The organism is Streptomyces sp. NPDC017225, from assembly GCF_044331465.1.
Classification (GTDB): domain Bacteria; phylum Actinomycetota; class Actinomycetes; order Streptomycetales; family Streptomycetaceae; genus Streptomyces.
The window spans coordinates 24,883-43,302 of sequence record NZ_JBIRNE010000015.1 but is presented as its reverse complement, the minus strand read 5'-3'; the positions used below and the strand labels follow the sequence as shown (position 1 = coordinate 43,302).

The window sequence follows — 18,420 nt, the reverse complement described above, 5'->3', positions numbered from 1 at the left end:
GAAGGAAGGGCGCGCTGTACAGCGTATAAGAGCCCCTATACGCTGTACAGCATGACGACGTCCTCCCCGGAACAGAAGGCCGCGCCCGCGGTCCAGGGCCACCCGCAGCGCTGGCTGATCCTCGGTGTGATCAGCCTCGCCCAGTTGACCGTGGTGCTGGACAACACCGTGCTGAACGTGGCCATCCCCTCGCTCACCGACGAACTGGGCGCGACGACCTCGGACATCCAGTGGATGATCAACGCCTACTCGCTGGTGCAGTCCGGTCTGCTGCTCACCGCGGGCAGCGCGGCCGACCGCTACGGCCGCAAGAAGATGCTGACCGCGGGTCTCGCCCTGTTCGGCCTGGGCTCGCTGGCGGCGGGCCTCGCGGAGACCACCGGGCAGTTGATCGCGGCGCGGGCCGGGATGGGTGTCGGCGGCGCGCTGCTGCTGACCACCACGCTCGCCGTGGTCATGCAGATCTTCGCGCCCGCGGAGCACGCGAAGGCGATCGGCATCTGGAGTGCGGTCAGCGCGCTCGGCTTCGCCTGCGGCCCGTTGATAGGCGGCCTCGTGCTCGACCACTTCTGGTGGGGCGCGATCTTCCTGATCAACCTGCCCGTCGTGGCGCTCGGCCTGGTCGCGGTCGTGACCCTGGTCCCCGAGTCGAAGAACCGGCAGGGCGACCGCCCCGACCTGCTCGGCGCCGTGCTCTCCACGATCGGCATGACCGCGCTGGTCTACGCGATCATCTCCGGCCCCGAGTACGGCTGGACGTCGGGCCGGGTACTGGCCACGGCGGCCGTCGCGGTCGGGGTACTCGCCCTCTTCGCGTACTGGGAGAGCCGTATCCCGTACCCCATGCTCGACCTGGCCTTCTTCCGCAACCAGCGGTTCACGGGCGCGGTGGCCGGGCTGGTGCTGATCACCTTCGGCATGGGCGGCGCGCTGTTCCTGCTCACCCAGCACCTGCAGTTCGTACTCGGGTACGGCCCGCTGGAGGCGGGACTGCGGACCGCGCCGCTGGCCCTGACGGTGGTGCTGCTGAACTTCTCCGGGGTGGCGGCGAAGTGGCTGGCCAAACTGGGTACGCCGGTGGCGGTGCTGCTCAGCATGGTGCTGATGTCGGCGGGCCTGGTGGCCATCGCCACGCTCACCGGCGAGGGCTACGCCGGCACGCTGTTGGGTCTGCTGCTGATAGGCGTGGGCTGCGCGCTCGGCAACCCGGCCATGGCACACGCGATCATGAGCTCGATTCCGCCGGCCAAGGCGGGGGTCGGCGCGGGCATCAACGGTACGTTGGCGGAGTTCGGCAACGGGCTGGGCGTGGCCGTGCTGGGCGCGGTGCTGAACTCCCGGTTCGCGGCGCTGGTACCGGTCGCGGCGACGTCGTTGCCGGCCGCCCTCGCCTCGGCGGACGGGGAGACGGAGCGGCGGCTGGTGATCGACGCGTTCTCCTCCGGGCTGGAGAGCAGCCAGTTGGTGGGGGCGGTGGCGGTGCTGCTCGGTGGGGTGGTGGCGGCGGTGCTGTTGCGCAGGGCGGAGCGGGCGGACTCGGAGGCGGTGAGCGCCTAGGAGCGCGGATGGCTCGTCCTGCGGCGCGGCTGCCGGATGTTCGTGGTCTACCGGTTGTTCCTGGTCTACCGGTTGTTCGTGGTCGATCGCGCGGTTACCCGCGCCCCTTACGGGTGCTTGGCTGACCTGCGTCCGACGAGTCGAGGAGAATGTGCGCATGGCGAAGGAAGGGCGGCAGGGGCCGCGGGCCAGTGTCTGGCTGGCGGACGGGGGCCGGCGGGGCGGGCGGCGCGGTGGACAGCCGTCCGGGCAGCCGTCCGGGCTGGACCGGGAGCGGATCACCGGGGCCACCGTCCGGCTGCTGGACGCCGAGGGCCTGGCCAAGTTCTCGATGCGCCGCCTGGCCGCCGAGCTGGATGTCACCGCGATGTCCGTCTACTGGTACGTCGACACCAAGGACGAGCTGCTGGAACTCGCCCTGGACGCCGTCTTCGGCGAGCTGCGCCACCCCGACCCGGAGGCCGACGACGACTGGCGCGGGCAGCTGCGCACGCTGGCCCGGGAGAACCGCACCCTGCTGGTGCACCACCCCTGGCTGTCCCAGCTGACCGGCACCTACCTCAACATCGGGCCCCACTCGCTGGCCTTCTCCCGGGCGGTGCACGGCGTCATGCGCCGCAGCGGTCTGCCGGTGCACCGCGTGGCCGGCGCCATCGCCGCCGTCTTCCAGTTCGTCTACGGCTACGGCACCATAGAGGGCCACCTGCTCACCCGGGCGGCGGACAGCGGCCTGAGCCCGGACGACTACTTCCACGACTCCATGGCCGCGGTGAGCGAGTCGCCGGACATCGCGTACGTCATCGACGACTCCAAGGCCATCATGTCGGCCCGCGGCGGCGACACGGTCGCGGAGATGCTGGACCGGGACTTCGAGTTCGCGCTGGACCTGCTCGTGGCGGGCATCGAGGCGATGGTCGAACGAGAGTGACCGCCCCGCCCCGCCGTCAGCCGTCCGTCGCCAGGCGGGCCGGGAAGCCCCCCGTCGCCACCGGACCCCACCGCTCCGGCGTCACCCGAATGATCGACTTTCCCTGCTCCACCATGGCCCGCCGGTACTCGTCCCAGTCGGGGTGCTCACCGGCGATGTTGCGGTAGTACTCCACGAGCGGCTCCACGGAGTCGGGCGTGTCGATGACCTCCGCCGTGCCGTCGATCTGCACCCAGGGGCCGTTCCACTCGTCGCTGAGCACGATCAGGCCGACCCGCGGGTCGCGGTGCGCGTTGCGCGTCTTGGCCCGCTCCGGATAGGTGGAGACCACGATCCGGCCCGAGTCGTCGACCCCGCAGGTCAGCGGTGATCCCTGCGGGCCGCCGTCGGCCCGCCGGGTGAGCAGGATCGCCCGGTGGCGGGGGCGTACGAAGTCCAGCAGCTCGTCCAGACCGACGCGGGTGTTCGTCGCGATGTTCGGTGCCATGCCGCCAGCCTAGGCCGCGCTCCCGCTGCCCGCCCCGCTGCCGGGTCCGCCGGCCGTACCGCTGCTGGGGCGCAGTGCCTCCGTGAGGCTGTCGTACACCGGCACGTCCCGGCGCAGGCCGGACAGTTCCAGCACGCGGCTCGGCACGCCGCGCGGGGCGGCCACCACCCGCAGCCGGGCGCCGTCGGGCAGGCGGCGGCGCACCCGGTCGAGGAGGCGGACACCCTGGGAGTCCATGAAGCGGGTGGCGGTCAGGTCCAGCACGAGCACCCGCAGCCCGTCGGACCGGCTGTCGGTGTGGTGGTCCACCGCGGTCGTGATCAGGGGCAGCAGCCCCGTGGCGTTGCAGAAGTCGATCTCGGGGGGCAGTGCGAGCACGGCGTAGCCGGGTGGGTCGCACGGCTCGCACGGTGGGGGGAGGAAGGTCACGTCACTCACCTGACAGACGTCCGCCGGCTTCCGGTCGAGGCCGCTTCCTGACCCTGCTCCCATTCCATCACGCCGGCGGCGAGGTGAGGAAGGCGCCCGGCCCGGTCCTTCGGCCGGGCGTCACCGGCACGCAACCAAGCAGCTAAAGTGCTGTTCGTCCTGTGCTCGCAGTCGGGAATGTGCTGCGGAGCTCTCCTGCGCACGGCCGTTTGGCCGCGCATGCCGAAGAGGTTCGTGGTGGCTGCGTCCGAATTTACTGATTTGCCGCGTTTTCCGGTGGGCTTCGAGCTGGCCGAGGCCTTGACGGCCGCGGCTCGGCAGCTGCATGAGACGGGCACCCCGGACGACACCCTGACCACCGCGGCCGCGCTGGCGGTGCGCCTGCTGCCCGGCGCGGAGCACGCGGGTATCTCGGAGGTCCAGCGCGGCCGCCGGCTCCGCACCCTTGCCTGGACCGACGAGGTCGTACGGTTCGCGACCGAGCACCGTGCCGGGGTGCGTGAGCCGCACCCGGACTGGGACCACCTGTGGACCACCCCCGTGGTGCGGATAGACGACAGCGAGGCCGGTGGCGGCGGGAACGCCCTCGCCGACCTCGGTCTCCGCTCGGCGCTGTCGCTGCGGCTGCGCGCCGACCGGCGCCGCCTGACCGTGCTGACGGCGTACGCCCGCAAGCCCCAGGCCTTCGACGACGACGCCACCCGCGTCGGCCGGCTGTTCACCGCGCACGTCTCCCTCGCCCTGGACTCGGCGACCGTGCGCGAGCAGCTCACCGAGGCCATGCGCACGCGGGACCTGATCGGGCAGGCCACCGGCATCCTCATGGAGCGGCTGAACATCGACGCGGCCGGTGCCTTCGAGTCCCTGGTGAAGGCCTCGCAGCGGGAGAACGTGAAGCTGCGCGACCTCGCCCGCCGCATCGTCGACGCGAACACCGGCGCCGGGGGACGAGGCGTGAGCGAGCGGTGACGGGTTATCCGTACGGGCATGACCTCGGAGATCCCTGACACGCTCGACCGTGCGATAGCGCGCAGCCAGGGCCTCGACACCCTCCTGCGCGATCTGACCGACCGCGCGGTCGCGCAGGTGCCCGGCACCGTCGCCTGCTCGGTCACGGTGCGCCGCGCCGAGCGGCTGATGACCCTGGCGGGCAGCACCGGCCTGCCCAGCGGCCTGGATCTGCGGCAGTACGAGAACGGCTCGGGTCCCTGCGTGGACGCCGCCGAGACACAGAGCGCGCGGTACGCGCCCGACCTGGCGACGGAGACCCGCTGGCCCGCGTACACGGAGTACGCGCTGGCCACCGGCGTGCGCTGTGTGCTGGCGCTGCCGCTGGCCGTCGAGGGCGAGACGGGCGCCGCCCTCAACCTCTACGGCGCCGAGCCCGACGCGCTGGCCGGCGGACTCGACGCGGCCCGCGCCTACGCGGAGCGGGCCGCGCACGCCGTGAACGAGGCCCTGCGCCTGGAGCGGCAGCAGGCCTCGGCGGCCGACGTGCGCACCGCCCTGCTCTCCCGCAGCGTCATCGACCAGGCGGTCGGCATGCTCATGGCCCGGGAGCGGATCGACGCCCACCGGGCCCTGGAGCGGCTGCGCCGGGCCTCGCAGGACCGGAACGTCAAGCTCCGGGACCTGTGCGGCGACCTGGTGGCCCGGGCGTCCGGCGGCGCCGCACGCGGCCGGCGGTGACTCGGGCGGCGCCGACCGCGGCCGGCGCCAGTGGCCCGGGCGGGGCCGGTGACCGGCTCACGCGGCCGGCAGTGACTCCCCCTGCACCGCCTGGATGTCCAGCTCGACCCTGAGCGTCGTACCGATGGCGGCGATGCCCGCCTGGAGGACCTGGTTGTAGTTCATGGCGAAGTCCTCGCGGCGCAGTTCCGTCGTCGCGCGGAACGCCGCCCGGGTGCCGCCCCACGGGTCGGCGCCGGTGCCGAGGTAGGCCAGGTCCAGGTCGACCGGGCGCACCACGCCGTGCAGGCCCAGCTCGCCGTGGACCGTCCAGCGGTCCTGCCCGGACTGCGTCACGCCCGTGGAGCGGTAGGTGATCTCCGGGTACCGCTCGACGTCCAGGAAGTCGGCGGAGCGCAGGTGGGTGTCGCGCATGCCGTTGCCGGTGTCGACGGAGGCCGCCCGGATCACCGCCTCCACCCGGGACTTGGTGACGTCGTCCGGCGCGATCTCGACCGTGCCGGTGAAGTCCGTGAACCGGCCGTGCACGCTGGAGATGCCCAGGTGCTGGGCGACGGCGGCCACGCTGGAGTGCGCCGGGTCGACGGTCCACGGCCCCGGCGGCGGCAGTTCGGTGCCGCCCTGGCGGGCCAGCGTCACGGTGCCGACCTCGGCCCGGCCGCTCGCGGTGACGATCGCGCTGGAGGCGGCGGGCGCGTACCCGACGGCCGTGACGATGACGGTGTACGCCCCCGGCGTCAGCACGGTGGTGTCCCGCACGGCGCCCTCGGTGTCCGCCTCGGCGCGCAGCACCTGCGTGCCGGTCGTGTCGGTCACCGTGACGACCGCGTGCGACACGGCCCATCCGTCCCGCGTACGGATCCTCGCGGTCAGTCCCATCCCGTTTTCTCCCTGCAAAGGCTCAGAAAGTGGTCGTGAAGAAGGTCGTAGCGGAGGTCCAAGGACGTCGGAGAGGACATCGCGGAGGACGTCGTGGAGAAGTTCGTGAAGAAGAAGGCCGTGAGAAGAAGGCCGTGAAGAAACCGGCCCGTGGTGGGCGGGCGCGCCTCCGCTCAGAGCGCGCACGCCACCACGGGCCGGGGTCCGGCTACTCGCCCGGGTGGGCGAGCTCGATGTCGTGGCCGTCGGCACCGGGGCCGGTGACCGTCAGGGCCGTCGCCACCGGCGGGTAGCCGGTCGCGATGACGGTGTACTCACCGGCGTCCAGGTCGGTGAAGGCATACGCCCCGTCCGTCCCGGTGGTGGCCGTGCCGACCACGTTGCCCGCCGCGTCGACCAGCGTGACGCGGGCGTCGGCCAGCGGGCCGTGCGGTGCCCGCACGACGCCCTGGAGCTGCGCCCCGGCCTGGAGGTCGACCTCGACCCGGGTGACCCCGGTGCCGCCCACCTCGAGGGGCAGGGCGCGCGGCCGGTAGCCGGCGGCGTTCACCGCGACGGTCACCGTGCCCGGCACCAGTTCGGTGAAGGCGAACTCGCCCGCCTCACCGGTGGCGGCGGTGGCCAGCAGGTCCCCGCGCACATCGGTCACGATCACCATCGCGTCCTTGACCGGCAGCCCGTTCTCCACGGCCCGCACCAGGCCGGTCAGCCCGCTGGTGCCGCTGAGCAGGATGTCGTACGCGATCGGCTCGTCGTTCACGACGATCGTCGAGGCCTGCGGCTGGAAGCCGTCGGCGGAGGCGATCAGGACGTACGATCCCGCGCCCGGCACGTCGACCGCGTACGAGCCGTCGGCCTGGGCGACCGACCGGCCCAGCTGCCGGCCCGCCAGCGAGATCAGCGTGACGGCGGCCTGCGGGACCGGCGCGGACTCGGCGCCGCGGACGAAGCCGCGGACCGCGATGCCGCCGGATACGGGCGCCTGCGGATCACCGGAGCCGGTCGCCGTGGCGACGGCGGCGAGCCGCTGGGTGGCGTCGGGCCGCAGACCCGCGTCGGCGACCGAGGTGGCCGAGCCGGCCGAGGGCGCCGACGAAGCGCCCGCCGTCGCGCCGGCCGGAACCGGCTCCGGGGCGACCCGGGTGGCCTCGGCCGGAGCCGGGGCGACGGGGGCGGCGGTCTCGGCGGTGGCCTCCGCGGCCTGGGCCAGGGCGCCCGAGGTGCGCAGCGGGACCTCCTTGATGAACAGCGTCACCAGGAAGCCGAGCAGTGCGATCGGCGCGACGTACAGGAAGATGTCGGCGATGCCGTGCCCGTACGCGCTCTCCAGCCAGGTGCGGATGGGCGCGGGCAGCATGCCCATGTCGGGGATCTGGCCGGAGCCCATGGCCTGGCCGGCCGCCGCCTGGTCCTCGGGCTTGAGCTGCCCGATGGAGTCGGTGGCGTAGTGGCTGATCCGGCTCGACATCACGGAGCCGAGCACCGAGACGCCCACGGCGCCGCCGAGGGACCGGAAGAAGGTCACGACGGAGGAGGCCGCGCCCAGGTCGCTCGGGGCCACCTGGTTCTGCGTGCACAGGACCAGGTTCTGCATCATCATGCCGACGCCGAGACCCATCAGCGCCATGAAGATGGCGATGTGCCAGTAGGCGGTGTCGTAGCGCATGGTGCTGAGCAGGCCCAGGCCCGCCGTCAGCAGCACGCCGCCGGCCAGCAGCCAGCGCTTCCACTGGCCGGTCTTGGTGATGATGATGCCGGAGACCGTGGACGAGATGAACAGGCCGCCGATCATCGGGATGGTCATGACGCCCGACATGGTCGGGGACTCACCGCGTGCCAGCTGGAAGTACTGGCTGAAGTAGACGGTGCCCGCGAACATCGCGATACCGACGAACAGCGAGGCCAGCGAGGCCAGCGTGATGGTGCGGTTCTTGAACAGACGCAGCGGGATGATCGGCTCGCTGGCCTTCGTCTCGACGAAGAGGAAGATCAGCGTCAGCACGATCGCGCCGCCGACCATGGCGCCGGTCTGCCAGGACATCCAGGAGTACTTGTCGTCGGCGAAGGTCACCCAGACGAGCAGCAGGCTGACGGCCGCGGTGACGAAGAAGGCGCCGGCCCAGTCGACCTTGACCTTCCGCTTGACCACGGGCAGGTTCAGCGTCTTCTGCAGCACGATCAGCGCGATGATCGCGAAGGGCACGCCGACGTAGAGGCACCAGCGCCAGCCGAGCCAGCTGGTGTCGGTGATGACACCGCCGAGCAGCGGACCGCCGACGGTCGCGACGGCGAAGGTCGCGCCCAGGTAGCCGGAGTAGCGCCCGCGCTCACGCGGGGAGATCATCGCGGCCATGATGATCTGCGCCAGGGCGGACAGACCGCCGGCGCCCAGGCCCTGGATGCCTCGGGCGGTGATCAGCATCCCGGGGTTCTGCGCCAGACCGGCCACTACGGAGCCGATGACGAAGACGATCAGGGCTATCTGGACCAGGGCCTTCTTGCTGACCAGGTCCGCGAGCTTGCCCCACAGGGGGGTGGAGGCGGTCATCGTCAGCAGCGAGGCCGTGACGACCCAGGTGTAGGCGCTCTGGCCGCCACCGAGGTCACCGATGATCTCGGGCAGGGCGTTGGTGACGATGGTCGAGGACAGGATGGCGCAGAACATGCCGAGCAGCAGCCCGGACAGCGCTTCCATGATCTGCCGGTGCGTCATCGGAGCGTCTCCGTTGGAGCCTCCCCCGTGCTTGGCATGAGCCCGCACACCGGCTGGTGTGGTCGTTGCCATGGACTTCCTTTACTTACGTGGTGGTCGCGGGTGTACGGGTGGACTGTTCGTCCCCGGACGGTGCGGGTGGCCGGGGAGCGGGTCCCCGGCAGTCGTCGAAGCTGGCCCTGAGGCGGGCCATGAGCCGGGACAGCTGGCCGACCTCGTCGTCGGACCAGTCGCTCAGCCGGTGGGCGAGCATCTGGCTGGTCCGTTCGGCGATGTCGTCGAGCCGGCCCTGACCGTCGGGCGTCAGGCGCAGAATGCGCGAGCGCTTGTCCGCGGGGTCGGGGGACCGTTCGATCCAGCCCCGCTCGGCGACGTGGGCGACGTGGCGGCTGGTCACCGACATGTCCACGGCGAGCAGCTCCGCGAGCTTGCTCATGCGCATGTCCCCGTGGCGGCCGAGCAGCGTCAGTACGGCGACGGATCCGCTCGGACAGTCGGACGGCAGTAGCCGCCCCATCTCCCGCTTCACGGCGCCGAAGGCGCTGAACTGGCGGATCAGCTCCTCGTACTGAGCCTTCTCGGCCATGCGCACCTCCCGTTATTTGTTGCTTAGGGCAACCATAGGATCGGTTGGTTGCTACAGGCAAATAAAAACGGTCATCGCGTCATAAAAAGTTGGCAAAGGCAAGTATTGCGAAAGTAAACGTGCAGGTGACGGGCGGGTGCCGGGCCGTGGGCGGGTCACGGGCGTCCGACGGGCGTCCGACGAGCATCCGGCGGGCGGAGGTCAAGGGATCTCGGCAGCCCCGCACTTGGGCCGCAACCGCGGATTCGCTAGTGTCTCGGCCCATGGCTAACAACCAGGGCCCCCAGGGCAATAACGACCCCGCAGGCAGCACCCAGATGTTCCGCGCGTTCGTCGACGACGCCCCCCAGTCCCGGCAGGCGGCCCCCGCCGCCTCCTCCGGGCCCCGCATCGGCCTGATCGTCGGCATCGTGGCCGCCGTGGTGATCGTCGCGGCCGTGGCCTGGCTGGCGCTGAAGTAGACCGGAGCCGGAACGGACCGGCACCGCGCGTACGTGCGGACGTGCGGACGTGCATACGCACGGACGAGCGGGCATACGCATACGGCGGCGGCCGCCGCTTCACCCCCGAGGTGCCGCGGCGGCCGCCGCCGTAGTCATGTGCGTCCGTGCGTCGGTGCGTCCGTGCGTCCGCGCCGGGCTCAGTCGGAGATGAGGCCCTCGCGCAGCTGTGCCAGGGTGCGGGTCAGCAGCCGGGAGACGTGCATCTGCGAGATGCCGACCTCCTCGCCGATCTGCGACTGGGTCATGTTGGCGAAGAAGCGCAGCATGATGATCCGCCGCTCCCGGGGCGGCAGCTTGGCCAGCAGCGGCTTGAGGGACTCGCGGTACTCCACGCCCTCCAGCGCCGTGTCCTCGTAGCCCAGGCGGTCCGCCAGGGAGCCCTCGCCGCCGTCGTCCTCCGGGGCCGGGGAGTCCAGCGAGGAGGCGGTGTAGGCGTTGCCGACCGCGAGGCCGTCGACGACGTCCTCCTCGGACACGCCCAGCACGATGGCCAGTTCGGCGACGGTCGGGGAGCGGTCCAGCTTCTGGGAGAGCTCGTCGGTGGCCTTGGTCAGGGCCAGGCGCAGCTCCTGGAGCCGGCGCGGGACGCGCACCGACCACGAGGTGTCGCGGAAGAACCGCTTGATCTCCCCGACGACGGTCGGCATCGCGAACGTCGGGAACTCCACGCCCCGTTCGCAGTCGAAGCGGTCGATCGCCTTGATCAGGCCGATGGTGCCGACCTGGACGATGTCCTCCATCGGCTCGTTGCGGGAGCGGAAGCGCGCGGCGGCGTAACGCACCAGCGGGAGGTTGAGCTCGATCAGGGTGTCCCGGACGTAGGTACGCTCCGGGCTGTTCTTGTCGAGGGCGGCGAGCCGCAGGAACAGGGAGCGGGACAGGGTGCGGGTGTCGATGGCCCCCGTGGCCGGGACGGCCTGGGCCGGCACGGCGTTGAGGGCCGGCGCGGCGTCGAGAGTGGGTACGGCTTCGATGGCCTGTGCGTCATCGACGGGGCCGAGCGCCTCGAGCGTGTCGGGCGCGGTCTCGCTCTCGGCGAGCGCGAGCACCTTCGAGCTGCCCTGGTCTGCGGACATGCCACCCCCTTTGGGTCGCGGGACGGTCACGGCGACGCTCCCACGCCGGGAACGCAGCCTCCACCTGAATACCGGAGCCGGAGCTCCGGCAAACGCGTCTCCGGCAGAATGTCACATGTCGGCAACGCGCTGTAGTGACATGTCGACATCCAAGACGCGAAAACCCCCTGGAAACAGGGGGTCTGACGGGCTTTCGGCCCGATCCTTCCGCAACGTCCCTGGTGAGCGATTCGCTCGTCCCGGTGACCTCCCGCTCGCGCCTTCGATTACCTCTCGAGGCGGTCTCCAGGCTACGCGTCGATCCGGTTCGCGGACCTCAATCGCTGGAAACTACGCGCCAGTAGCCGCGAGACGTGCATCTGGGAGACGCCGAGTTCCGCGCTGATCTGCGACTGGGTGAGGTTGCTGTAGTAGCGCAGCAGCAGAATGCGCTGCTCCCGTTCCGGTAGCTGGACGAGCAGGTGGCGGACCAGGTCGCGGTGCTCGACCCCGTCGAGGGCGGGGTCCTCGTAGCCGAGCCGGTCGAGCAGACCGGGCAGCCCGTCGCCCTCCTGCGCGGCCTCCAGCGAGGTGGCGTGGTACGACCGTCCCGCCTCGATGCACGACAGCACCTCCTCCTCGGTGATGCGCAGCCGCTCGGCGATCTCGGCGGTCGTCGGGGAGCGGCCGAAGGCGGTCGTCAGGTCCTCGGTCGCGCTGTTGACCTGCACCCACAGCTCGTGCAGCCGGCGCGGTACGTGCACGGTGCGGACGTTGTCGCGGAAGTACCGCTTGATCTCGCCGACGACGGTCGGCATCGCGAAGGTCGGGAACTGCACGCCCCGCTCCGGGTCGAAGCGGTCGATGGCGTTGATGAGCCCGATGGTGCCGACCTGGACGACGTCCTCCATCGGCTCGTTGCGGGAGCGGAAGCGGGCGGCGGCGTAGCGCACCAGCGGAAGGTTGGCCTCGATGAGTGCCGCCCGCACCCGGTCGTGCTCCGGTGTGCCCGGCGCGAGGCCCTTCAGCTCACCGAAGAGCACCTGGGTCAGGGCCCGGGTGTCGGCACCCCGGCTGCGCTGCGGCGCGGCTTCCGGCGCGGGCGGCGCCTGGACCGGTGCGGCCTGTGCGACGGGTGCGGCCTGTACGACGGGTGCGGTCTGTGCGTTTTGCGTGGGGTGCTCGGTGTGTTCGGTGTGCGGGAGCTGCGTGGGCTGTGGGTGCTGCGGGGCTTGTGTGGCCTGAGAGGCCTGTGCGGGCGGTGCTTGAGGCGCAGTACTGGCCGGCACGGTCAACTCCACCTCGTGATCGGTCAACTCTTCCGTAACTCATCCGTCAAAAGCGGTCATAGCATCACAAGACATGTGCACTGTGTGCAAGCACCGCATAACGCCGTGTTGAGTGAACGCGAGGCGGACCCGGGGAGAACGTGAGCGGCCCCGCACCGTGCGGGTGCGGGGCCGGGACGCGGGGCCGTGCTAGAACTCGTAGTCGGCGATCACCCAGGTGGCGAACTCCCGCCACAGTGCGACGCCCGCCTGGTGGGCCGGGTGGTCCACGTAGCGCCGGAGGGCGGCGGTGTCGTCCACGGCGGAGTTGATGGCGAAGTCGTAGGCGATGGGCCGGTCGCTGATGTTCCAGGCGCACTCCCAGAAGCGCAGCTCCTCGATCCGGCCGCCGAGCGCCCGGAAGGCCTCGACGCCCTTCACGACCCGCGGGTCGTCGCGCTCCACGCCCTCGTTCAGTTTGAAGAGCACCAGGTGGCGGATCATCATTCTCCTCCGTTGGCGGCCCAGGTCATGAAGTCGCCGACGGCCGCGGCCGCGTCGGAGATGCCCTGGAAACCTATCTGGACGTAGTCGGCGGCCGTGGCCGGATCCGTGATGATCACGTACAGAATGAAGACCACGAGCACGTAGACGGCGATCTTCTTCGCGTTCACCGCCACCGCGGCCTCCCCTGGGACTGTCCCTCGGACTCCTGTGCTACCGGCGGTGAGTGTAACTGTCCGGTCCCGCGAGCGATCAATGCCGGAAGCGATCAATGCCCGGGCCGGCGGGCCGTGGGGGACCCGGGCCCGGCCCGGACACAGCATGAAGGGCCCAGTCCGCCGGACTGGGCCCTTCATCGGCGGTAGCGGTGGGATTTGAACCCACGGTGACTTGCGCCACACTCGCTTTCGAGGCGAGCTCCTTCGGCCGCTCGGACACGCTACCGAGAGAGACCTTACAACACAGTGCGGCATGGTTTGAAATCGGTTCCGGGCGCCTTGGCGGGTGACCGTCAGCGGTCGCGGAAGAAGTCGGTGAGCAGCCGGGCGCAGTCGTCCGCGAGTACGCCCTCGATCACCTCGGGGCGGTGGTTGAGGCGCCGGTCGCGCACGACGTCCCACAGGGAGCCGGCCGCGCCCGCCTTGTCGTCGCGGGCGCCGTAGACGACGCGGTCCACCCGGGACTGCACGAGCGCGCCCGCGCACATCGTGCACGGCTCCAGGGTGACGACGAGCGTGCAGCCGGCCAGCCGCCACTCGCCGAGCTCCGCGGCGGCCCGCCGGACGGCGAGGACCTCGGCGTGGGCCGTGGGGTCGCCGGTGGCCTCGCGTTCGTTGTGTCCGGCCGCCAGCACGGTCCGGCCGTCCGGCGCCAGCACGACGGCGCCGACGGGGACGTCCCCACCCCGTGCGGCCCGCCCGGCCCCGGCCAGGGCGAGCCGCATCGCGGCCCGCCACGGGTCGCGTACCGGGTCGGGCGGTACGGAGCCGTCCGGCGCTTCTTCCTCCCGGCCCCCTCCGGCCGGCTCGGTCGGCGCGGTCAGCGGACGGTCTCCAGGACATCGGAGACGCCCAGGGCCTCGGCGATCTCGCCGACCGCGTCCCCGGACATCGAGCGCAACTCCTTCTCGCTCACGCCGAGGTCGTCGAGGACCTCGGCGTCACCGACCGGCCCGTGCGGCACGGCCTCACCCGTACCGGCGGCCGCGTCATCGCCGTCCCTGCCGTCGTCACCGTCCTCGTCGTCGGACTCTCCGTCCTCCGTGCCGTCGAGATCGAGGGCGTCGAGGTCGTCGCCGCCGTCACCGGGGTCCCGGCCGAGCAGCTCGTCGGTGAGCAGGATCTCGCCGTAGCTGCTGCGGGCGGCCGCGGCGGCGTCCGACACGTAGATGCGGGGGTCCTCCTCGCCGTCCACCCGGACGACTCCGAACCACGCGTCCTCCTGCTCGATCAGCACGAGCACCGTGTCCTCGTCGGGAGAGGCCTCCCGGGCGAGGTCGGCCAGATCCGACAGGGTCTCCACATCGTCGAGCTCTGTATCGCTCGCTTCCCACCCGTCTTCGGTGCGCGCGAGCAGTGCGGCGAAGTACACCGTGACTCTCCCACTGGTCATAGGCGTGCCGGTTGGGGGTCCCCCCGGCGGAGGCTGCGGGCGGGGGAGCGGCGCTCCGAGCCCACCCACTCGGAATCGTGGCAGAAACAAGGCCCTCAGGGGACGTCTTCGACGCCCTGTGTCCGGCAGTTTTGACCGGGGCCCGAGGCTCGCCGCCGCCACGTGCGGATCGTACGCGGATTTCGCGGAATCTCGCGGTGCCGCGTACGTCCGTCCGTCGTAACGTCGGCGCGGCGCGTGATCTTCCCCGGCGGGGCCAGGGGAATGCCGAGGGGCCCGCCGGCCGAGGGGCCCGCCGGCCGAGGGGATCCCAGCCGAGGGGGCTGACCGGCCGAGGGGACTACCAGCGGAAGGTGCGCATGCGCATCGCGTGCCGCAGCCGGGCGGTCTTGGCGCGGCGCGGCTGGACGCGGTCGCGCAGCGCACGGGCCTCCGCGAGGTCGCGCAGGAACTGGGCCCGGCGCCTGCGGCGCTCGGCGTCCCTCTCCGGTTCGGCATCCGGCTCGGTACTCCGGTCCGTGCTTCGCTCCGTGCCGCGACCCGTCCCCGGCTCCTCGCCTGGAGACGGCGTGTCGTGGAAGTCCCGGTCAGGCACAGTCTCACCACCCAGCGTCCGTCCCTCCCACCTTCCCCCGGTCGGGCGGTTTGACGCGGGCGAACGAGTGGAGCCGTTGATCAGGGGCTTGCCAGCCGCGGGGACGCCGGTCCCGCGGGGCCCGGTTACTGTGGGGGACATGCGTCTCCACGTCGTCGACCACCCCCTGGTCGCCCACAAGCTCACCACGCTGCGCGACCAGCGCACCGACTCCGCGACCTTCCGACGTCTCGCCGACGAGCTGGTCACCCTGCTCGCCTACGAGGCCACGCGCGACGTGCGCACCGAACAGGTCGACATCCACACGCCGGTCTGCCGGACCACCGGCGTCAAGCTCTCCCACCCGCGCCCGCTGGTGGTGCCGATCCTGCGAGCCGGGCTCGGCATGCTCGACGGCATGGTCCGGCTGCTGCCGACCGCCGAGGTGGGCTTCCTCGGCATGATCCGCAACGAGGAGACGCTGCAGGCCTCCACGTACACCACCCGTATGCCGGAGGACCTCTCCGGACGCCAGGTGTACGTACTGGACCCGATGCTGGCCACCGGCGGGACCCTGGTCGCGGCGATCCAGGAGCTGATCAAGCGTGGCGCCGACGACGTGACGGCCGTGGTGCTGCTGGCCGCCCCCGAGGGCGTCGAGATCATGGAGCGCGAGCTGGCCGGTACCCCGGTGACGGTCGTGACGGCCTCGGTCGACGAGCGGCTCAACGAGCAGGGCTACATCGTGCCGGGCCTCGGCGACGCGGGCGACCGGATGTACGGAGCGGCCGAGTAGCACGGTCCGGGCTCCGGGCCGAGCCCTGGTCCGGACTCCGGTCCGGGCCTTGTGGCCCGGCCGAGGCGTTACTCGACGCGAGTACGACTGCTCAGCAGCTCTTCTTCTCCGCGGCGGACGTCGACCGCGGTGCGGCCAGCTCGGTCAGCGCCGCGTCGGCGTCCGCCTGCGTCGCCAGTCCCTTGAAGCCCTTGCCGATGATCAGGTCGACGGTGGCGCCCTTGCGAGCGGCGTCGGTACGGCGTTCGGCGGCGGGGAGCTGGGCGCCGAGTACGGGCAGCGAGGTCTTCAGGGAGGCGGCGGGGCCGAGCAGGACGCCCGTGCCGTCGACCTTCTTGTCGTATTCCTTGGGCGCGTTGCTCACGTCGCCGACGCGGAAGCCGCGCTTCTTCAGCTCGTCGGCGGTCTTCTGGGCGAGACCGCCGACGGTCGTCGCGTTGAGCACGTTGACGGTGACCTGGGCCGGCTTCGGCACGGCCACCGCGGCGGGCGAGGCGCTCGCCTTCGCGGGGGTGGCCGGGCAGTCCGCGGCCCCGGCCGCCGAGGCCTTGTCGCCGCCGGTGAAGACGTCGATGAGCTGCAGTGTGCCCCAGCCGAGCACCCCGAGCACGGTGACGCAGGAGACGGCGGCGAAAGCGAGTCGGCCGCGGCGTCGGGCCGGTCGCATCCGCGGGTACTTGTCCCCCGTGATCTTGTACTGGCCGCCCATGCCAGGGGGAGTGAGCATGCTCATGGTCGCAGCGTAGTCCGCTGGGACGGTGATGCCTATTAGATGATCAGTCGACGTTCCGAGGTTCGGGGCAATGCAACCCGAAAGGGTCAAGCCGGAGCGTCCGAGGAGCGTCGCGGGGCCGGCTGGGAGGCGTCGCCGTGGTGCCGTGCGGGCCGCCGCAGGGTGTGCCGTGTCGGACGCCGCAGGGCGTGGGGCCGTTTCGGTCAGTCGAGTTCGAGGACCCGCGCGTGCAGCACCTGGCGCTGCTGGAGCGCCGCGCGCACCGCGCGGTGCAGGCCGTCCTCCAGGTACAGGTCGCCCTGCCACTTGACGACGTGCGCGAAGAGGTCGCCGTAGAAGGTGGAGTCCTCGGCGAGGAGCGTCTCCAGGTCGAGCTGACCCTTGGTCGTCACCAGCTGATCGAGGCGGACCGGGCGCGGCGCGACGTCCGCCCACTGCCGGGTGCTCTCCCGGCCGTGGTCGGGGTACGGCCGGCCGTTTCCGATGCGCTTGAAGATCACACGGAAAGCCTACCGGCCCGGAGGTTGCGGGCGCAGCCATGGCGCCCGAGTGCGGTACTGGAAAAGAAGCCGTAAACGGTGGCAAACGGGGTGGGGGGAGCGGGCGGGTCCGCCGTCAGGCGTCGTGGAGGGGCGGCGGCCGGCCCGGGCCCGGCCCTCCGGGGCGGCCCGGACCCTGTCGCGACGGCTGCACGACGGCTACGCGCCGGCGGCCTTCGCCGCCGCCTTCATCTCCTGTTTGTGGGCGCGGACCTTGGTCAGGGACTCCGGCCCGGTGATGTCGGCGACGGAGCGGAAGGACTTCGGTTCGCCGTAGGCGCCGGCGGCCTCGCGCCAGCCCTCCGGCCGGACGCCGAGCTGCTTGCCGAGCAGGGCGAGGAAGATCTGGGCCTTCTGCTTGCCGAAGCCCGGCAGTTCCTGGAGCCGCTTCAGCAGCTCCTTGCCGGTCCCGACGCCCCGCCAGACGGCCTCGGCGTCACCGTCGTAGGTCTCGACGAGGTACCGGCACAGCTGCTGGACGCGGCCGGCCATCGAGCCGGGGTAGCGGTGCACGGCCGGCTTGTCGGAGAGCAGGGCGGCGAAGGCCTCGGGGTCGTGGGCGGCGATGTCGTGGGCGTCCAGGTCCTCCGCGCCCATGCGCCGGGCGATGGTCGACGGGCCCTTGAACGCCCACTCCATGGGGACTTGCTGGTCCAGCAGCATGCCGACCAGCGCGGCGAGCGGGCTGCGGCCGAGGAGCTCGTCGGCCTCGGGGTCCTGGGCGAGGTGAAGTGTGACGTCCATGCCCCGATGATCGCGCGTGCGGGCTCAGGTCGCGCGCCAGTACCCCAGCGCGTTCACCCGCTGCTTGGGCAGGCCCAGCTCCTTGCGGGCGTACGAGCCCAGCGCCCGGGTCGTCACCGTGTCGCAGGCGATCCAGACGTACGGCTCCGGAGTGGAACGCAGCAGCTCGGGCAGGTCCTGCTTCACCCGCGCGACCAGGTGGGCGCCCGCGTCGCGGCGCGGGACCGAGCGGACCTCGTGGCGGCCGGGGTCGGTGCGGAAGGGCAGGCCGTCGGTGCCGGTGCCGCCGTCCTCGAACCAGATCGTGGCGGGGACCGGGCCCAGCGCGTCGAGGAGGGAGTTGAGGGCGGGGAGGGAGGCCGGGTCGGCGACCGCGAAGACGCGGGAGGGGGTGGGCTCGGGGGCCTGGAAGCCGGTTCCCTGGACCGTCGCCCCGATGGTGTCGCCCGGCTTCGCCGCCCGGGCCCAGTCGCTCGCGCACCCCTCGTGCAGGGCGAACTCCATGCCGAAGGTGCCGGCCGCCGGGTCCGGGTCGACCAGCGTGTACGCCCGCTGGTGCGGCTTGCCCGCGTTGTCGAACCACAGCCGCACCCACATCGTGGGGTGGACGCCGGTCGCGGCCAGCATGCCGCCGTCGCTCAGGCGCAGCCGCCGGAAGTCCGGGGTCACGTCCTCGGCATCCGTCACGGTGAACTCGAAGTCCTTGCCCCGCATCAGCTTGAGGACCGCGCCCTCCCAACCCCGCCCCTGCCCCATCGTTTCTTCACCCTTCACGTACTATTCGGCCACGACGATTGACTTAGGTGAGCCTAACCTAAAGGAAAG

At 71.7% G+C, this 18,420-nt stretch carries 22 protein-coding genes and 1 tRNA gene; 6 read left to right on the top strand and 17 right to left on the bottom strand.

The window, feature by feature from the left end; translation table 11 throughout:
• The first annotated feature begins 51 nt into the window (after positions 1-51).
• A complete protein-coding gene (locus tag ACH4NX_RS28085; RefSeq protein WP_351398074.1) occupies positions 52-1,557 on the top strand; it encodes an MFS transporter in 1,506 nt (501 codons plus the stop codon).
• A gap of 157 nt (positions 1,558-1,714) precedes the next feature.
• A complete protein-coding gene (locus tag ACH4NX_RS28080; RefSeq protein WP_351398072.1) occupies positions 1,715-2,485 on the top strand; it encodes a TetR/AcrR family transcriptional regulator in 771 nt (256 codons plus the stop codon).
• 16 nt (positions 2,486-2,501) lie between these two features.
• On the opposite strand, the gene ACH4NX_RS28075 is transcribed toward ACH4NX_RS28080, so the two are convergent.
• Complete coding sequence (locus ACH4NX_RS28075; RefSeq protein ID WP_351398070.1) at positions 2,502-2,972, bottom strand: PPOX class F420-dependent oxidoreductase; 471 nt, start codon at positions 2,970-2,972, stop codon at positions 2,502-2,504.
• A 9-nt stretch (positions 2,973-2,981) separates the two neighbouring features.
• On the bottom strand, positions 2,982-3,401 hold the full coding sequence (locus tag ACH4NX_RS28070; RefSeq protein ID WP_398129105.1) for an STAS domain-containing protein: 420 nt from the start codon (positions 3,399-3,401) through the stop codon (positions 2,982-2,984).
• Between the two features lie 219 nt (positions 3,402-3,620).
• Between ACH4NX_RS28070 and ACH4NX_RS28065 the strand changes: the two genes are divergently transcribed.
• Both ACH4NX_RS28065 and ACH4NX_RS28060 read left to right on the top strand, forming a co-directional pair.
• Positions 3,621-4,370 carry an ANTAR domain-containing protein gene (locus ACH4NX_RS28065; RefSeq protein WP_398129106.1) on the top strand — a complete coding sequence of 250 codons (750 nt, stop codon included), beginning with the start codon at positions 3,621-3,623 and terminating at the stop codon, positions 4,368-4,370.
• Positions 4,371-4,388: 18 nt separating this feature from the next.
• Entirely contained in the window at positions 4,389-5,090 is a 702-nt protein-coding gene (locus tag ACH4NX_RS28060) for a GAF and ANTAR domain-containing protein (protein ID WP_351398064.1), read from the top strand.
• A gap of 57 nt (positions 5,091-5,147) precedes the next feature.
• Here the strand turns inward: ACH4NX_RS28060 and ACH4NX_RS28055 are convergent, their stop codons facing one another.
• The 3 genes from ACH4NX_RS28055 to ACH4NX_RS28045 all read right to left on the bottom strand — a co-directional run bounded on the left by ACH4NX_RS28055 (position 5,148) and on the right by ACH4NX_RS28045 (position 9,268).
• Positions 5,148-5,969: a YceI family protein gene (locus ACH4NX_RS28055; RefSeq protein ID WP_351398062.1), complete on the bottom strand. Its 822-nt coding sequence runs from the start codon at positions 5,967-5,969 to the stop codon at positions 5,148-5,150.
• 208 nt (positions 5,970-6,177) lie between these two features.
• On the bottom strand, positions 6,178-8,754 hold the full coding sequence (locus tag ACH4NX_RS28050; protein WP_398129107.1) for an MFS transporter: 2,577 nt from the start codon (positions 8,752-8,754) through the stop codon (positions 6,178-6,180).
• Between the two features lie 13 nt (positions 8,755-8,767).
• Complete coding sequence (locus tag ACH4NX_RS28045) at positions 8,768-9,268, bottom strand: MarR family transcriptional regulator (RefSeq protein WP_351398058.1); 501 nt, start codon at positions 9,266-9,268, stop codon at positions 8,768-8,770.
• A gap of 263 nt (positions 9,269-9,531) precedes the next feature.
• Here ACH4NX_RS28045 and ACH4NX_RS28040 point away from each other — a divergent pair, with 263 nt between their 5' ends.
• Positions 9,532-9,729, top strand: coding sequence for a hypothetical protein (locus tag ACH4NX_RS28040; protein ID WP_279565242.1), 198 nt, complete (start codon positions 9,532-9,534; stop codon positions 9,727-9,729).
• 179 nt (positions 9,730-9,908) lie between these two features.
• Here ACH4NX_RS28040 and ACH4NX_RS28035 read toward each other — a convergent pair whose 3' ends face one another.
• The 8 genes from ACH4NX_RS28035 to ACH4NX_RS28000 all read right to left on the bottom strand — a co-directional run bounded on the left by ACH4NX_RS28035 (position 9,909) and on the right by ACH4NX_RS28000 (position 14,804).
• Positions 9,909-10,847 (bottom strand): RNA polymerase sigma factor SigF, encoded by a 939-nt coding sequence (locus ACH4NX_RS28035; RefSeq protein ID WP_351398056.1) that lies wholly within the window; start codon positions 10,845-10,847, stop codon positions 9,909-9,911.
• A 290-nt stretch (positions 10,848-11,137) separates the two neighbouring features.
• Positions 11,138-12,115 carry an RNA polymerase sigma factor SigF gene (locus ACH4NX_RS28030; protein WP_398129108.1) on the bottom strand — a complete coding sequence of 326 codons (978 nt, stop codon included), beginning with the start codon at positions 12,113-12,115 and terminating at the stop codon, positions 11,138-11,140.
• A gap of 189 nt (positions 12,116-12,304) precedes the next feature.
• On the bottom strand, positions 12,305-12,598 hold the full coding sequence (locus ACH4NX_RS28025; protein WP_351398148.1) for a Dabb family protein: 294 nt from the start codon (positions 12,596-12,598) through the stop codon (positions 12,305-12,307).
• On the bottom strand, positions 12,598-12,774 hold the full coding sequence (locus tag ACH4NX_RS28020) for a hypothetical protein (protein WP_351398053.1): 177 nt from the start codon (positions 12,772-12,774) through the stop codon (positions 12,598-12,600). Before ACH4NX_RS28020 ends, ACH4NX_RS28025 begins: the two co-directional genes overlap by 1 nt.
• A gap of 183 nt (positions 12,775-12,957) precedes the next feature.
• Positions 12,958-13,042 (bottom strand) — tRNA-Ser (locus ACH4NX_RS28015).
• Positions 13,043-13,109: 67 nt separating this feature from the next.
• Complete coding sequence (tadA, locus tag ACH4NX_RS28010) at positions 13,110-13,541, bottom strand: tRNA adenosine(34) deaminase TadA (RefSeq protein WP_398129109.1); 432 nt, start codon at positions 13,539-13,541, stop codon at positions 13,110-13,112.
• A 95-nt stretch (positions 13,542-13,636) separates the two neighbouring features.
• Positions 13,637-14,188, bottom strand: coding sequence for a hypothetical protein (locus ACH4NX_RS28005; protein ID WP_351398146.1), 552 nt, complete (start codon positions 14,186-14,188; stop codon positions 13,637-13,639).
• 361 nt (positions 14,189-14,549) lie between these two features.
• A complete protein-coding gene (locus ACH4NX_RS28000; protein ID WP_351398049.1) occupies positions 14,550-14,804 on the bottom strand; it encodes a hypothetical protein in 255 nt (84 codons plus the stop codon).
• Positions 14,805-14,943: 139 nt separating this feature from the next.
• On the opposite strand from ACH4NX_RS28000, the gene upp reads away from it, so the two are divergent.
• Positions 14,944-15,579 (top strand): uracil phosphoribosyltransferase, encoded by a 636-nt coding sequence (upp, locus tag ACH4NX_RS27995; RefSeq protein ID WP_351398047.1) that lies wholly within the window; start codon positions 14,944-14,946, stop codon positions 15,577-15,579.
• Between the two features lie 91 nt (positions 15,580-15,670).
• On the opposite strand, the gene ACH4NX_RS27990 is transcribed toward upp, so the two are convergent.
• From ACH4NX_RS27990 to ACH4NX_RS27975, 4 genes are all read right to left on the bottom strand, one after another.
• A complete protein-coding gene (locus ACH4NX_RS27990) occupies positions 15,671-16,288 on the bottom strand; it encodes a LytR C-terminal domain-containing protein (protein ID WP_398129130.1) in 618 nt (205 codons plus the stop codon).
• A gap of 227 nt (positions 16,289-16,515) precedes the next feature.
• Positions 16,516-16,812, bottom strand: a complete 297-nt coding sequence (locus tag ACH4NX_RS27985) for a type II toxin-antitoxin system VapB family antitoxin (RefSeq protein ID WP_003999914.1) — start codon at positions 16,810-16,812, stop codon at positions 16,516-16,518.
• Positions 16,813-17,010: 198 nt separating this feature from the next.
• Positions 17,011-17,595 (bottom strand): HhH-GPD-type base excision DNA repair protein, encoded by a 585-nt coding sequence (locus ACH4NX_RS27980; RefSeq protein WP_398129110.1) that lies wholly within the window; start codon positions 17,593-17,595, stop codon positions 17,011-17,013.
• A gap of 24 nt (positions 17,596-17,619) precedes the next feature.
• The gene (locus ACH4NX_RS27975; RefSeq protein ID WP_398129111.1) at positions 17,620-18,351 is read right to left on the bottom strand and encodes a siderophore-interacting protein; all 732 of its coding nucleotides are present in this window, start codon (positions 18,349-18,351) and stop codon (positions 17,620-17,622) included.
• Positions 18,352-18,420 lie beyond the last annotated feature (69 nt).